At 60.7% G+C, this 13892-nt stretch carries 13 protein-coding genes; 4 read left to right on the forward strand and 9 right to left on the reverse strand.

All coding sequences use genetic code 11. The features are described from left to right. Window positions 1-37: 37 nt before the first annotated feature. The 5 genes from lpxK to GOW60_RS19460 all read right to left on the reverse strand — a co-directional run bounded on the left by lpxK (window position 38) and on the right by GOW60_RS19460 (window position 6114). Window positions 38-1039, reverse strand: a complete 1002-nt coding sequence (gene lpxK / locus GOW60_RS19440) for a tetraacyldisaccharide 4'-kinase (protein ID WP_171230587.1) — start codon at window positions 1037-1039, stop codon at window positions 38-40. Next, on the reverse strand, window positions 1026-2264 hold the full coding sequence (locus GOW60_RS19445) for a 3-deoxy-D-manno-octulosonic acid transferase (RefSeq protein ID WP_171230588.1): 1239 nt from the start codon (window positions 2262-2264) through the stop codon (window positions 1026-1028). The genes lpxK and GOW60_RS19445 overlap by 14 nt, the downstream gene beginning before the upstream one ends. Next, window positions 2261-3061 (reverse strand): 3'(2'),5'-bisphosphate nucleotidase CysQ, encoded by an 801-nt coding sequence (locus tag GOW60_RS19450; RefSeq protein ID WP_171230589.1) that lies wholly within the window; start codon window positions 3059-3061, stop codon window positions 2261-2263. The genes GOW60_RS19445 and GOW60_RS19450 overlap by 4 nt, the downstream gene beginning before the upstream one ends. Next, the gene (locus GOW60_RS19455; RefSeq protein WP_171230590.1) at window positions 3048-4394 is read right to left on the reverse strand and encodes a TldD/PmbA family protein; all 1347 of its coding nucleotides are present in this window, start codon (window positions 4392-4394) and stop codon (window positions 3048-3050) included. The genes GOW60_RS19450 and GOW60_RS19455 overlap by 14 nt, the downstream gene beginning before the upstream one ends. Before the next feature lie 172 nt (window positions 4395-4566). Continuing rightward, window positions 4567-6114, reverse strand: a complete 1548-nt coding sequence (locus tag GOW60_RS19460) for a DUF2125 domain-containing protein (protein WP_254444039.1) — start codon at window positions 6112-6114, stop codon at window positions 4567-4569. Between the two features lie 107 nt (window positions 6115-6221). On the opposite strand from GOW60_RS19460, the gene GOW60_RS19465 reads away from it, so the two are divergent. The 3 genes from GOW60_RS19465 to GOW60_RS19475 are packed head-to-tail and all read left to right on the forward strand — an operon-like array spanning window position 6222 to window position 8304. Then, window positions 6222-6965 carry an SDR family oxidoreductase gene (locus GOW60_RS19465; protein ID WP_171230591.1) on the forward strand — a complete coding sequence of 248 codons (744 nt, stop codon included), beginning with the start codon at window positions 6222-6224 and terminating at the stop codon, window positions 6963-6965. Beyond that, window positions 6962-7570 (forward strand): enoyl-CoA hydratase/isomerase family protein, encoded by a 609-nt coding sequence (locus GOW60_RS19470; protein WP_171230592.1) that lies wholly within the window; start codon window positions 6962-6964, stop codon window positions 7568-7570. The genes GOW60_RS19465 and GOW60_RS19470 overlap by 4 nt, the downstream gene beginning before the upstream one ends. Next, window positions 7567-8304 carry a VOC family protein gene (locus GOW60_RS19475; RefSeq protein WP_171230593.1) on the forward strand — a complete coding sequence of 246 codons (738 nt, stop codon included), beginning with the start codon at window positions 7567-7569 and terminating at the stop codon, window positions 8302-8304. The genes GOW60_RS19470 and GOW60_RS19475 overlap by 4 nt, the downstream gene beginning before the upstream one ends. On the opposite strand, the gene GOW60_RS19480 is transcribed toward GOW60_RS19475, so the two are convergent. After that, window positions 8305-8601 (reverse strand): HNH endonuclease, encoded by a 297-nt coding sequence (locus GOW60_RS19480; protein WP_171230594.1) that lies wholly within the window; start codon window positions 8599-8601, stop codon window positions 8305-8307. A gap of 48 nt (window positions 8602-8649) precedes the next feature. On the opposite strand from GOW60_RS19480, the gene GOW60_RS19485 reads away from it, so the two are divergent. After that, window positions 8650-9834 carry a TIGR03862 family flavoprotein gene (locus GOW60_RS19485; RefSeq protein ID WP_171230595.1) on the forward strand — a complete coding sequence of 395 codons (1185 nt, stop codon included), beginning with the start codon at window positions 8650-8652 and terminating at the stop codon, window positions 9832-9834. Between the two features lies 1 nt (window position 9835). On the opposite strand, the gene holA is transcribed toward GOW60_RS19485, so the two are convergent. The 3 genes from holA to leuS are packed head-to-tail and all read right to left on the reverse strand — an operon-like array spanning window position 9836 to window position 13876. Further along, complete coding sequence (holA, locus tag GOW60_RS19490; protein WP_171230596.1) at window positions 9836-10864, reverse strand: DNA polymerase III subunit delta; 1029 nt, start codon at window positions 10862-10864, stop codon at window positions 9836-9838. Next, window positions 10861-11352 carry an LPS assembly lipoprotein LptE gene (lptE, locus tag GOW60_RS19495; RefSeq protein ID WP_171230597.1) on the reverse strand — a complete coding sequence of 164 codons (492 nt, stop codon included), beginning with the start codon at window positions 11350-11352 and terminating at the stop codon, window positions 10861-10863. Before lptE ends, holA begins: the two co-directional genes overlap by 4 nt. Next, window positions 11339-13876, reverse strand: coding sequence for a leucine--tRNA ligase (leuS, locus tag GOW60_RS19500; protein ID WP_171230598.1), 2538 nt, complete (start codon window positions 13874-13876; stop codon window positions 11339-11341). Before leuS ends, lptE begins: the two co-directional genes overlap by 14 nt. Between the last annotated feature and the right edge of the window lie 16 nt (window positions 13877-13892).

Consider the following 13892-nt stretch of genomic DNA (forward strand, 5'->3'; position numbering starts at 1 on the left):
ACCCTTTTCCGGTTGGCCCCGCCCGGGCCGACCGGGCCTATTTTGGTGCAGGTGCTGCCTTCAGCAGCATGTCGCGGACCTTGTCAGTTTCGCCGACTCGCAGACGCACCGGCAGAGTGATCACTTTGCTCCGAAAAGCCGGGGGCAGACGTACGGCATCTTTCTCGGTCGTTATCATCTGAGCACCCAGTTGGCGCGCCTCGTTTTCCAGACGGGCCATCAGTGCCTGAGTCAGAGGCTGGTGATCGTCCAGAGCTTCGGCGCGGACCAGGTCTACGCCCAGCTGCCGCAGGGTTTTGAAGAACTTCTCGGGGTGGCCGATACCGGCAAATGCCAAAGCGCGTGTGCCGGTCCAGTCCATGCCGGTTTGCAGGGGCTCGATTGCTCCGGTGACATGGGGAACGGACAACTTGTCGCCCCACTGAGCGGTGAAAGCCATTTGCGCGGCCTCATCGCCCAGAGACAACACAAGGTCGGCCCGTTTCAGCCCGATGTCGACCGGTTCCCGCAACGGCCCGGCAGGCAGGCACAATCCGTTTCCGAACCCGCGTTGAGCATCGACAACAATGATCGAGAAATCCTTGGCCACCGAGGGGTTTTGAAACCCGTCATCCAGCACGATTACCGTGGCGCCCGCCGCTGCGGCGGCCCGTGCGCCCGCCGCCCTGTCCTTGGCAACCCAGACTTCGGCAAACATCGCCAGAAGCAGCGGCTCGTCCCCAACTTCGGCAGCCGTGTGCCGGGCCGGATCGACCTGCACCGGCCCGTCCAAAGAGCCTCCGTGCCCCCGCGTGACGACATGTGGTTCGTGCCACGCGCCTCGAAGCTGTTCTAGGGTCCAGATCACCGTCGGTGTTTTACCGGTTCCACCGGCATTGAGGTTTCCGATACAGATCACGGGCACACCCGGCTTTTCGCCGGTCCCCAGGGCGATCCTTCGGGCGGTTGCCGCTGCATATAGGCGCCCCAACGGTGCCAGCAGACGCGCCCTCAGATCCGGTTGGTCCGGGGTCGTGTTCCAGAAATCAGGTGCCCGCATGATCCGCACTCCGCTGATCCAGAATATCCTGCACCATTTCGATCAGGGCGTCAGCCTGCGGTGCGCCTTCGGTCAACAACTGCCATCCCGCCAACGCCATGTCGGCAGCTTGATCCGGCGCCAGAAGCTGCACAACGGCGTCGCCCAGTTCGGTTGCCGTCTTAACCTCTTTGGCGGCGTTCACCTGTTGCAGGCTGGAATAGAATTCCTGATGGCGGTGCACATATGGTCCGAACATGATCGCAGACCCCAGCGCGATTGCTTCGGACGGGTCCTGACCGCCAGCGCCGCGTTCCAGCGAGCTGCCCATGAATGTCACTGGTGCCATGCGATGCCACAGGCCCAGGTTTTCGGGGTCCGATGTCAGGACGACCTGAGTGGTGTCTTCAATCATGTCCCCTTCATCCCAGTTGATGCAGCGCAGGTCCATCGATTCCAGCCGCCGTCTCAGCGGCGTGACTTCCGGCTCGTTTGCCACGTGCAACACCAGAACCAGCCGATGCAGCATCCGCAGCGCCTGACGGTGGGCTGTCAGAACCGAGATGAACTCCTTGTCCTGAACCCATGCTGCCAGCCAAACCGGACGCCCGGCAAGTGTATGAGTGGTCTCGATAAGTTCGTCTTCTGGCCAGGGCCGGGGGTTGGGGCTGATCCGCAAAGGCGGTGATTCCGCAACTTTTCCGGATTGGATTCCGAGGCGGCGGATCTGTCGAGCCGTCTCGGCGGATGGCGTGAGAATCTTGTGGAAACAGTCAAAGGTCACCCGTGTGATGTCCGGCAGCCAACGGGCGTTCCGGGACAGAGTGACGCTGAATTGGGCGTCGAACAGGACCAGCGGGATCGCCTTTTCGTCAGCGCGCGTGACAATGTTGGGCATCAGATCGCCACCGACCCACAACCCCATGTTCGGACGCCAGTATTCGATAAACTCGCGGGCGGCGCCACTCTGTTCCTGTGGCAGGTTGATCAAGGGGAACCTGCTGTCCGGCCAGTTGGACAGATCCTCATCCGGGGGGGCTGTCAGCAGGAAATTCAGCTTGCCCCTGATCTGCGACAGTCGACGGCAGAAGTCGGTCACAGCCCGCAGCCGATCCGGGGTGGCAACATGGATCCATAGCAACTCACCTTCGGGGCGCGGCAGGTTGGATTGCGGCGCAACCCCGTTGCGCAACCCCCATGACAACACCCTGTAGGCGGCCAGGCTGAGTGAGCGCGGTTTGCTCATGTTCCGATTCTCGGCCCGGCCGGATCCAGCAGTGCCGACAGTTGCTGATGAATCGAGGCGCTGGCGGCGATCACGCCGTTCAACCTGGGATGCAAGTTGTTGAAGATCAGCCGTTGACCCGTACGGTCGGAACACACGCCGCCGGCCTCTCGGATGATCAGGTCGCCGGCGGCAATATCCCATTCCCAACTGGGGCGCAGGGTCAGCATGCCATCGAACCGACCCTGCGCAACCAAAGCCATGCGATAGGCAAGTGACGGGCGATACGCGCGTTCGAATTCTGGCGCCTGCGCGTCGCGCCAATGCCGCGCGTCAAGATTTGGCTTGGCGGCCAGAATTTCTGATTGCAAAAGCTCTGCGGTGTCCGAGGTCGTTATCGTCTTACCATTGAGAGACGCGCCCTGACCCTGGGCCGCCGTGTACAGCAAATCCCGCATCGGCAGGTAAATGACCGCCGCCGTCACCATGCCGTTATCGGCGACGGCTATGGAATGTGCCCAGGTGCGCGCGCCTTCTGCAAAGCTTCGGGTGCCGTCGATCGGGTCGATGATGAAAGTGCTGCTGCGGTCCAGCCGGTCGGTGGAATCCTCGGATTCCTCACTGAGCCAGCCATAGCCCGGTCGCGCCGAACACAACCGCTCCTCCAGCATCGTGTTCACGGCAAGATCTGCCTCGGTCACTGGCCCGGCGCCATCGGGTTTGTCCCAGCGCTGCGCTTGCGTGCCGGAATAGCGCGTGGCGATCTTGCCGGCCTCCAGCGCCGCCTCGATCAGCAGGGGCAGATCAGTTGCCGGCAAGTGTCATTCCTTCGATCAGAAGCGACGGAACCACGCGCGACAGGTATGGGCGGGCATCGTTCGCCGGGATGATCCGGCGCAGCATGTCCCGCAGATTGCCCGCGATGGTGCATTCATTGACCGGATGCGTGATCTCGCCATTCTCGACCCAGAAGCCCGATGCACCCCTTGAATAGTCACCGGTATTGGGGTTGATCGTCGATCCGATCATGGATGTGACCAGCAACCCGGTCCCCATATCGCGCAGCAGGTCGGCGCGGCTTTGGTCACCTTGTGTCAGGCTCAGGTTCCAGTTGCTGGGCGATGGCGGGCCCGAGACCCCACGCGCCGCATTTCCCGTGGACGCCATATCCAGTTTTCGCCCGCTTGACAGGTCCAGCGTCCAGCCGGTCAGAACGCCGTTTTCCACGATTGCCCGGCGTTGTGTCGGCAAACCCTCGGCATCAAATGGGCGCGAGCCCGAAATGCGCGGGCGATGCGGGTCTTCGATCAGGGACAGGTGCGCGGGCAGAACGCCCTGCCCCAAGCAATCCTTGAGCCAGGATGCGCCCCGTGCGATCGCCGCGCCATTGCTGGCGGCCAGAAGGTGGCCGATGAGCGAGGACGAGATCCGTTCGTCGAAGAGCACCGGAAAACTTCCTGTCTCAGGTTTGCGCGCACCAACCTGTTGCACGGCGCGTTCACCTGCTGTGCGCCCGATTTCCTCCGCGCTGCGCAGGTCGGATTGGAACGTCCGGCTGTCGCCGTCATAGTCCCGTTCCATCCCTGTGCCTTCGCCCGAGATCGCAACACAGGAAACCGACCGGCTGCTGCGCGCGTACCCGCCAGTGAACCCGTTTGTCGCGGCCAGATGCACATGGTGGGTTCCATAGCTTGCGGCCGCATCCGACACCTGGGTAACGCCGGCGACGGCCAGTGCTGCGGCCTCGGCCGTCAGAGCATCCTGCATCAGGGCTTCGGCAGACGGGGCCGGGGCGGGGTCTGACAGTTCCAGTGACTCTATGTTCCAGTCTGTGACCAGCTGGTCCTTGTCAGCCAGCCCGGAAAACGGATCTTCGGGGGCCTCCCCGGCCATCGCGACAGCTCGTTCCGCCATGGCGCGCAGGGTTTCAGGGCGGCTGTCGGAACTGGACACAATGGCGGATCGTTTGCCCAGAAACACCCGCAATCCCAGATCAGTCCCTTCCGAGCGTTCGGCATGCTCCAGCGCGCCGCCCCGCACTTCGACGGAAACAGAGGATCCGTCGATAACGATGGCATCCGCCGCGTCCGCGCCTGCCTTGCGGGCCACGTCAAGCAAGTGATGGCTGATTTCTTCTGGTGAGCAGGTCATGAGGCCTCCGGGTTGATTGCCAAGGACCTAGCCTTGGACCGCCCGTCTCGCAAGACCTGTGACCAGATTGTGCGTTGAGGATCGCGGTGAACCCGCGCCGTTTCAGTGGTTTGGGCAGGGACTGGCAGGACAGAGAAAGGGCCGCATGTTGCGCGGCCCTTTCCGTTGATTGTCACTTGATACGTTGACCATTCGCCAGGATCTGGCCGTCTTCGGTGAACTCGATCTTCGAGTTCAGTGTGTCCGGTTCTTCGCCCGGCACTGCCATCAGACCCATCATCATGCGGGCACCCAGCGCGTCTTCGTCCGAGATGATTCCCATGCCGATCAGGGTGTCGATCAACTGGTTGGCGCCCACCAGCTGAAGGTTCGCCACGCCGCTTGGGCTGGGCAGGCCATCAAACTCTTCGGTATTGGTGTTGTCGAAAGCAAAATCACCGTTACCGGTCAGTTTGGCACCAACCAGCGAAACCAGCAGTTCGTTGATCTTCAGAGAGTGCAATTCCCCCGGCGCTTCGTCGGATTCGACGTCGATTTCAGGATCGAAGATATTCATCAGCACTTTCGCGGTTCCCGTCGCATCCAGCGCAATCGTCGCCGGATCACGCGGCAACGCGCCCGCAGGGTCGAAAATGCCCCACAATATGTCCGACATGGTGAAATCGGTCAGGTTCAGCCCAAAGCCGAAGGGTTGAACCTCGTCCGATTGCTGGATGGGGAATTCGAAGTTCAGGCCCGCCTTGGCCATCGAAAGTTCGATCGGGAACGGCAGGCCCGCCGTGGTAACGGCCATCTTCGTGCTGTTCTGGTCAATGTCATAGACGATACGCTCTGCATCGATGCTGGCTGCAAAACGCCCGCCTTCGGACGTGCTGTTCATCGAGAACGCCTGACCTTCGCTGGTCCCGCTCAGATCCGTGCTGCCCGCGGCATAGGTGAAGGTGCCGTCAAAGGAAAAACCGGCTTTGTAAAAGGCTTCTGGGTCCGAAAAGTCAAAATCCGGCGGGACGACGTTGGTGCCCTCGAATGCCAGTTGATCCAGTTGACCGTTGATCAACCCGTTTTCGCCGCTTTCAGGATCCTGAAAGTTCAGATCATAGGATAACGTGGCTGCGTTGAACGTCTGGCTGATGTTCCGATTGTCACCGATCTGCATCCGCGAGCTGCCGGACAGATCGCTTGCTTGGACATCGATACCAAACACATCATTGGGCAGAGCCTCACCATCGACTTCAATCGAATCCAGTTTCACGCCCAGATTGTCAGCCTTGTAGTCATAGGTCATGTCGTCCGGTGTACCTGACACGACCATGTTAAGTTGGCTATGGGAATAAGTGACAGTGGCTGCGAAGTTTTCGTCTTCGGCCTGACCGGTGATTTCCATGGGAAAGCTTTCCGGCAGGTCAATGGTAACGGTCCCGTCACCATTTTCGGTCAGTGTCATTTCCGGCATGACCATCTGAAACTGTCCGTCCTCTTCGGGAAGGGCAACTGAAAGTGTCATGTTGGAAATCGTGGTGACGTCGCCCGAGGTGCTTTCGTCTCCTGTGACGGTGTAACCCATCGAGGTGAAATAGCTCTGCCAATCGGACCAGACGTCATCGGCCGACAGATCGGCAAACGCCCCTTGGGTGGCAACGGCATAAGCCAGGGCAGCGCCGCAGCTGCGGCGAAGGAAAACGGACATAAGGTAACCCTTCTTGATCAATTTGTGGCGCATGGTCGGTTTTGTGGCGGGTATCGTCAAGGGGGCAAGGGCTGGACCCTTTCCCCGTTTACGCGCTACGGCTGTAGCCGACAGAGATTACAATGCGTGAGGAAGGGCAAATGCAGGGAAAAACTGTTCTCATAACCGGGGCCAGCCGAGGAATTGGGGCCGAGGCAGGGCGCGTTTTTGCCGCAGCCGGCGCCAATGTCGCATTGGTGGCTCGCAGCAAGGACCAGATTGACGCTCTGGCGGCCGCATTGGGCGATCAGGCCATCGCATTGGCCTGTGACGTCAGCGATTTCGCGCAGGTGGAACAAGCCGTGGCCACATGCGTGGACCGGTTCGGTGGGTTGGATGTTCTGATCGGCAACGCGGGTGTGATCGATCCGATCTTTCATCTCTCGAATGCTGACACCGAGGCGTGGAGCAAGGCCATCGACATCAACCTGAAAGGTATTTTCTACGGGATGCGCGCTGCGTTGCCGGTGATGCGGGCTGCGGGAGGGGGGAGCATTCTGACGATCTCGTCCGGTGCAGCATCGAACCCGGTCGAAGCCTGGAGCCATTATTGCGCCTCGAAGGCCGGGGCCAAGATGCTCACGGAATGTCTGCATCTGGAAGAAGCCCATAATGGTATTCGCGCCATGGGCCTGTCACCGGGGACGGTGGCCACCGATATGCAGCGGTCGATCAAGGCCAGCGGCATAAATCCCGTCAGTCAGCTGGACTGGGATGTGCATATCCCTGCGGACTGGCCCGCACGGGCGCTGTTGTGGATGTGCTCGGATGATGCCGATGAATTCCTTGGCACTGAAATTTCGCTGCGGCTTGAAGACATTCGCAAACGGGCCGGGCTGATATGATCGATTTGACCAAAGAGGACGGCCTGTGGACCGTCACGATCAACAATCCCGGCAAGGCGAACGCCCTGACCGGGGCCATGCTCGCGGAACTGGCCGAGATCGCCGAATCCGCGACAGAGGCCAAGGCGTTGATCCTGACCGGCGCGGGCAAAGTGTTCAGCGCTGGGGCAGATCTGGACGAAGCGCGCGCCGGTCTGGCCAAATCGGATGTCTGGGAAAGGCTGTCCGGCGCCATTGCCGCGTTGCCCTGTCTGACCGTTGCCGCACTGAACGGCACTTTGGCAGGCGGGGCCAACGGTATGGCACTGGCCTGCGATCTGCGCATTGCCGTGCCATCGGCCAAGTTCTTCTATCCGGTGATGAAGCTGGGGTTTCTGCCACAACCGTCCGACCCCGCGCGGCTGGCGGCTCTGGTCGGACCGGCAAGGGCCAAGTTGATCCTTTTGGCGGGTCAGAAAATCACCGCGCAGGAGGCGTATGAATTTGGCCTCGTGGACCGAATTGTGGATCCCGATCACCTGATGCAAACCGCACGTGATCTGGTGGCCGACAGCGTGAACGCCGACCCCGAGATCGCGGCGGGAATCGCAAGGTTGTGCTCATGAGGCTGTCTGCACTGCGCCTGCGGGTCGCCGACCCGGATCGGCTGGCCGCGTTTTATCGCGACATTCTGGGCATGTCCGTTGGCCCAGCAGAAACCGGCCACCGTGTCGGCTATGACGGTGCAGACGCAGAAATTGTGTTGCTGCCGGGTGGAGGAGGGTACACCCACGACACGGGGCAGCGGTACTGGAAGATAGGAATCACCGTGCCGGATGTCGATCTTGCTGCGGCTCATCTGCGCAGGTTCGACGTTCCAGTGAGCACGCCGAACCAGTTTCTGGACATCGGCTACATGTGCCATCTTGCGGATCCCGAAGGGTTCGTCATCGAGCTGCTGCAACATGATTTCGAAGGCAACCGGCCGCCGCATGCAGCAGACCCCGACGCGCCTTTCGCGCAGGCTCGGATCGGTCAAATTACCCTTCGAACCGGCGATATTGCCGCCGAAGACACGTTCTGGCGCGCCCGGGGCATGTCGTTGCTGTCAATGCAGGAGGTCGCCCCTTACGGCTTTGACCTGCATTTCTATGCCTTTACCAACGAAACCCCGCCCAATCCTGACCTTTGGGCTGTTGAAAACCGCGAATGGCTGTGGAAACGCGCCTATACGACGTTGGAATTCCAACATGTTGCGGGCGCACAATTCGCCCATGTGCCGGACTTTCAGGGTATCGAGATCGAAGGTCTGTCCGAACCATTGACGGATATTGTCGGCGGCCAGATCCTGCCGGGCTGATCAGCGCCCGCGCCGCTTGCCCGGAACTTTCGAACGAAACCCGGGTGGGCGTTTGCGGACCCAAGTCAGAAATTTCTCGAGCCTTGGATGCGCACGCAGGGCCGCGACCGTGTTGAAACTGCGTGCCAGTTCGGCTTCGGTCAGGGTGGCGTGCACCTCTTTGTGGCAGATCTGATGCAGCAGAACGGTAGGTCCGCCCTTGCCTCCTTTGAGTTTTGGGATCAGATGATGCAGGCTGCCAGCCCCGTCGGGGATCGGGCGGCCGCAAAGCGGGCAGATCGGATCGCTGTTCGTCATGATGATGTGAAACTTGCGCCTGTGACGGGCGAAGGCAAGAGGGTGCGAATGGCGCAGGCAGTGGTGATCGGAGCAGGCCCCGCCGGGTTGATGGCGGCCGAGCAGTTGGCCGCAGCCGGGCATTCCGTGTTGGTGGCCGAGGCCAAACCTTCGGTCGCGCGCAAGTTCCTGATGGCCGGGAAATCGGGGCTGAACCTGACCAAGGACGAGCCGCTTGACGACCTGATCCGCGCCTATGGTGAAGCGGCAGATTGGTTGCGTCCGATCATGTCTGACTTTGATGCCGAAGCTGTTCAGCACTGGGCGCGCGGGTTGGGGCAGACGCTGTTTGTCGGTTCGACGGGGCGCGTGTTTCCCCAAGCTATGAAGGCCTCGCCCTTGTTGCGGGCCTGGTTGGCAGAATTGGGCAAGGCCGGGGTCGAGATCAGGACCCGCTGGCGTTGGACTGGCTGGGAAAGTGATGCGCCGGTGTTCGACACTCCGGACGGGCGGCGCAGTGTTTCGACGGATGTCACCGTGCTGGCACTGGGAGGTGCAAGCTGGGCCCGCCTTGGCTCGGATGGTCACTGGGCGCAGATATTGGCCGGAAAAGACGTGGCTTTAGCACCCTTTGAACCCGCGAACTCAGCCATTTCCGTTGATTGGAGCCCACATATGCAGCCCCATTTCGGGGCCGCATTGAAATCGATCCGATGGATGGCAGGCGATTTGGAAAGCCGAGGAGAGGCAGCGATTTCCAGAACCGGTCTGGAAGGCGGAGGGCTGTACTCGCTGACACCGGCGTTGCGCGCGGGGCAGCCATTGTTTGCTGATCTGACGCCTGATCTGGACCAACAGGCTCTGCTGGCGCGGTTGTCCGCGAAACGGTCGAAAACAACGCTGTCCCAGTGGATGAGAAAATCGCTGAACTTGTCTGCTCAGAAAATCGCCCTGTTTCATGAAATGGCAAAACGCGGCGGACACTCTCAATCCGTGCAGGTGAGCATGTTGAAAAAGCTGCCTATCCGGCATGCCGGCCTTCGCCCGATGGACGAAGCCATTTCGACCGCAGGTGGTGTCAAACGGACAGCGCTGGATGACCGGCTGATGCTGACGGCCCTACCGGGTGTGTTTTGCGTTGGGGAAATGCTGGATTGGGAAGCCCCGACCGGGGGCTATCTGCTTACGGCTTGCCTGGCGACCGGGCGCTGGGCCGGTCGGTCTGCCGCGGACTGGCTGGAAAAGGCTGAGTGACCTAGCGGGATCGCGCCAACATCGCCAAACGGATCATCGCGCGTTCCACCAGCGCCATTGCGGGGGCTGTCTGCCCCGCAGACCGCAGCGCCAAATCCGTATCGGTCAGAACCGTCAGCGCGGTTTGCAGCTTGGCCGACCCCCAACCTTGTGCCTGCCGCAGGATACGGTCACGCCGTTTGCCGTAAACCGGCGGACGCAGCTTGCCGATGCCCTGCGCAGCACCACCGGGATCAGAAGCGCAGGCATAGAGTGTCCGAAAATGCCGCATCGCTCCGATACACAGAGTCACGCCATTGGTGCCCTGCGCCTGCAATCTCCGGATCAGCGGCCCGATCTCACCGGCGCGGCCTTCGGCAACGACGTTGAGAACATCATCCAGCGCCGCCTCGGTCGAGCGCGGGGCGCAGGCCTCGATATCTTCGATTGTCAAATCAGTGCTGTCACCGCGTTTGTAAAGAGACAGTTTTTCAATCGTTTGGGCGAAATCACCGGGGCTGAGGCTTACTGCCAATTCGCTGATTGCAGACATGACATCACGGGGCACGTTTTTCATACCCGACTCGGCAAGAACCCGTTCCACTTCGGCGCGTGAGGGAGGGTCGTCATAAATGCCGACGGCATAGGCGGCGGGGTGGCCTTCGAACGCCTTGCGGATCTTCGAGCTGGGTTTCAATTGCCCCGCGGTCACGATGATCTGGGCGTCTCCGGGGGCCCAATCTTCGAGCGCGGCCAGAATTGCCAGCGCCGCGGTTTCGGTTGCGTCTTCCACGAAAACGGCACGTGGACCGGGAAAGAAGCCGACCGCCTTGACCGCGTCCAGCAGCAGGGCGGGATCACCACGCAGATCGCCACCGGGCATGCGGGTCAGGCGCATTTCTTCTTCGGCTTGGGGGCCAAGCAGAGCGGCCAGCACCTGCTGCCGCTTGAGCGCAACCCGCATCGCATCCGCGCCATAGATAAGCAGCCCGGTCTTGTCCGCGTCCGGCTTGGCAAAATACCCCTCAGCCTCGCGCGGGCTCAGCTTCATGCGGCCAGATCCGGTGTGGCGTAAAGTCGGTTCATGATCTGACCCGACAGAATCATCATCAGCCGTCTCTTGGCATCGCGCTCATCCGCCAATGTGGAAACGGTCGATCCTGCGGCAGAATATGACACAAAATCCGCCACCGAGCCCGAGGCGATGATCTGACCGGTTGCGTTGGACCGCAGGTTGTATTGTGCGCTTCCGTCGATGGTGTAGCGCTGCGTTTCGTTTGTGGTGGTGATTGCTGCGCCACGCGTTACGGTCGAAACCTGAACATCCAGCTTGTAATCGTTCACCGACCCGACGCTTCGCCCCAGTTGTTGTTCCAGATTTTGGACCAGCAAATAGCTTTCCACGGTGTTGGGCGCCGACACCTCGACGCGGCCATACAAGGCCGAACCCGATCCGCCAGGTGCATAGACGGGCTCAAAGCCGCAGGCGGCCAGCGCCAGCGGCATCAGCAAAAACGTTCTGCGATCAAACGACAACATTCACAATCCGGCCCGGAACGACGATCACTTTCTTCGGCGCATTCCCTTCCAGCGCCTTTTGAACAGCTTCGGTGCTGAGCGCAATTTTTTCAACCTCGGCTTTGTCCAGATCCTGGGCCACGCTGATTTCCGCGCGACGCTTGCCGTTGATCTGAACCGGCAAGGTGACAGTGTCATCAACCAGCATTGCCTCGTCGGCGACGGGCCATGGCGCAACGGCCACAAGGCCCTCGCCGCCCTGATGGGCCCAAATATCTTCCGCCAGATGCGGTGTCATCGGCGACATCAGCTGTGCCAGCGTTTTGATGGCCTGCTTTTTGGCCGCAGCACCTGCCTTGGATTTCGCCAGGGTGTTGGTGAAGGCATAAAGCTTGGCGATGGCCGCGTTGAAGCCAAAGCTTTCAACACCCAATGTCACATCGCGGATGGTTTTGTGCATCTCGCGCAGCAGTTCCTCATCGCCTTCACCCGTGGCGTTCGGGTCCATGGCGCCGATCTTGTCGCAGAGATTCCAGACACGGTTGAGATGCTTGTACGCGGCCTCGGCCCCCGCAGCCGTCCATTCCACGTCCCGTTCGGGTGGCGAATCGGACAGCACGAACCAGCGCGCGGTATCGGCGCCGAAGGCCGAGATGATGCTGACCGGGTCGACAACGTTCTTCTTGGACTTTGACATTTTGGCCGATGGGATGATCTCGACCTCTGTGCCGTCAGCCAGTTTTCCGTCCGTGACCTCTTCGGGCAGGTGATAGACCGGACGACCGTTGGCATCGCGCGTCTGGTAGATCTCGTGCGTCACCATGCCCTGCGTGAACAACGCGTCGAAGGGTTCGATTGCTTTGTCCGGCAAATGCCCGGTGATGTTCATCGCGCGTGCGAAGAACCGCGAATACAGCAGATGCAGAATCGCGTGTTCGATCCCGCCGATATACTGGTCTACATTCATCCAGTATTCCGCCTCGGCCAGATCGGTGGGCGTTTCCGCGCGCGGAGCGGTGAACCGGGCGAAATACCATGACGAATCCACGAATGTGTCCATCGTGTCGGTCTCGCGCTTGGCAGGGGCGCCACAGTTTGGGCAGGCGCAGTCGCGCCAGGTCGGGTGGCGGTCCAGCGGGTTGCCCGGTTTGTCGAAGGTGACATCATCGGGCAGGCGAACCGGAAGGTTCTCTTTCTTTTCAGGGACCACACCACAGCTTTCGCAGTGAACGACAGGAATCGGACAACCCCAATAGCGCTGACGGCTCAAGCCCCAGTCTCGCAGGCGATATTTCGTGACCCCTTCGCCCCAACCGGCTTTTTCGGCGAAATCGATGGTGGTGTTGATCGCTTCTTCTCCGGTTGCTTCGGTCAAGCCTGCGAAATGGTTCACCCAGCGGACTTTCTCGGTCTTTGGCGGGACAAAGGCGATCTTGTCGACCGGCGTGTCGTCGTCCAGCGCAAAGAACGTATCGATCACCGGCAGATCGTATTTGCGGCAGAAATCAAGGTCGCGCTGGTCATGTGCCGGGCAGGCAAAGATCGCACCGGTGCCGTAATCCATCAGGATGAAATTGGCGATCCAGACAGGCAGTTCCCAGTTCGGGTCCAGCGGGTGCTTGACGCGGATGCCGGTATCGAAACCCAGCTTTTCGCCAGTTTCGATGGCCTCTTCTGTGGTGCCGCCCTTGCGGCATTCGGCAACGAATTCAGCGACTTCCGGGTTTTCGGCCTCAAGCTGTTTGGCGATCGGGTGATCGGGCGAGATCCCAACGAAAGATGCGCCCAGCAGGGTGTCGGGGCGCGTCGTGTAGACAGTGATCGGTTCCCCACCATCGGTGCGTTCGAACCCGAATTGAAGGCCGCGTGACTTGCCGATCCAGTTTTCCTGCATCAGCCGAACCTTGGCGGGCCAGTTTTCCAGAGTGTCCAGAGCGTTCAGCAGTTCTTCGGAATAATCCGAGATCTTGAAGAACCACTGCGTCAGCTCGCGCCGTTCCACCAGCGCGCCCGAGCGCCATCCCCGCCCGTTTTCCACCTGTTCATTGGCCAGAACGGTCATGTCGACCGGATCCCAGTTGACCACGGCGTTCTTGCGATAGACCAGCCCGGCCTCGAGCATGTCGAGGAACAGCGCCTGCTGCTGGCCATAGTATTCCGGATCACATGTGGCGAATTCACGGGACCAGTCGATCGACAGGCCCAGTGGCTTCATCTGGGCGCGCATGTCGGCGATATTGCCGTAAGTCCACTCTTTGGGGTGGCCGCCGATCGCCATGGCAGCGTTTTCCGCCGGCATTCCGAACGCGTCCCAGCCCATGGGATGCAGAACATTGTGCCCGGTGGCCAGCTTGTGCCGCGCGATGACGTCGCCCATCGTATAGTTGCGCACATGCCCCATATGGATTCGGCCGGACGGGTAGGGGAACATCTCAAGCACATAATATTTCGGCTTGTCCGCCTTGTGGTTGGCGGTGAAGATTCCTGCCTTGTCCCAGGCTTCTTGCCATTTTGCTTCGATTTCGGTGGCCGAATAGCGCGACATTGTGCGGTCCTTCGTG

This window comes from Ruegeria sp. HKCCA4008 (genome assembly GCF_013033125.1).
Lineage (GTDB): Bacteria > Pseudomonadota > Alphaproteobacteria > Rhodobacterales > Rhodobacteraceae > Ruegeria.

Bases quoted from the DNA above. Each gene is read 5' to 3' on its own strand.
- GOW60_RS19480 (WP_171230594.1), bottom strand. From the start codon at position 8,601: ATGACGAACAGCGATCCGATCTGCCCGCTTTGCGGCCGCCCGATCCCC.
- GOW60_RS19475 (WP_171230593.1), top strand. From the start codon at position 7,567: ATGAGGCTGTCTGCACTGCGCCTGCGGGTCGCCGACCCGGATCGGCTG.
- lptE (WP_171230597.1), bottom strand. From the start codon at position 11,352: ATGTTGTCGTTTGATCGCAGAACGTTTTTGCTGATGCCGCTGGCGCTG.
- leuS (WP_171230598.1), bottom strand. From the start codon at position 13,876: ATGTCGCGCTATTCGGCCACCGAAATCGAAGCAAAATGGCAAGAAGCC.
- GOW60_RS19470 (WP_171230592.1), top strand. From the start codon at position 6,962: ATGATCGATTTGACCAAAGAGGACGGCCTGTGGACCGTCACGATCAAC.
- holA (WP_171230596.1), bottom strand. From the start codon at position 10,864: ATGAAGCTGAGCCCGCGCGAGGCTGAGGGGTATTTTGCCAAGCCGGAC.
- GOW60_RS19460 (WP_254444039.1), bottom strand. From the start codon at position 6,114: ATGCGCCACAAATTGATCAAGAAGGGTTACCTTATGTCCGTTTTCCTT.
- GOW60_RS19465 (WP_171230591.1), top strand. From the start codon at position 6,222: ATGCAGGGAAAAACTGTTCTCATAACCGGGGCCAGCCGAGGAATTGGG.
- GOW60_RS19445 (WP_171230588.1), bottom strand. From the start codon at position 2,264: ATGAGCAAACCGCGCTCACTCAGCCTGGCCGCCTACAGGGTGTTGTCA.
- GOW60_RS19455 (WP_171230590.1), bottom strand. From the start codon at position 4,394: ATGACCTGCTCACCAGAAGAAATCAGCCATCACTTGCTTGACGTGGCC.
- GOW60_RS19485 (WP_171230595.1), top strand. From the start codon at position 8,650: ATGGCGCAGGCAGTGGTGATCGGAGCAGGCCCCGCCGGGTTGATGGCG.
- lpxK (WP_171230587.1), bottom strand. From the start codon at position 1,039: ATGCGGGCACCTGATTTCTGGAACACGACCCCGGACCAACCGGATCTG.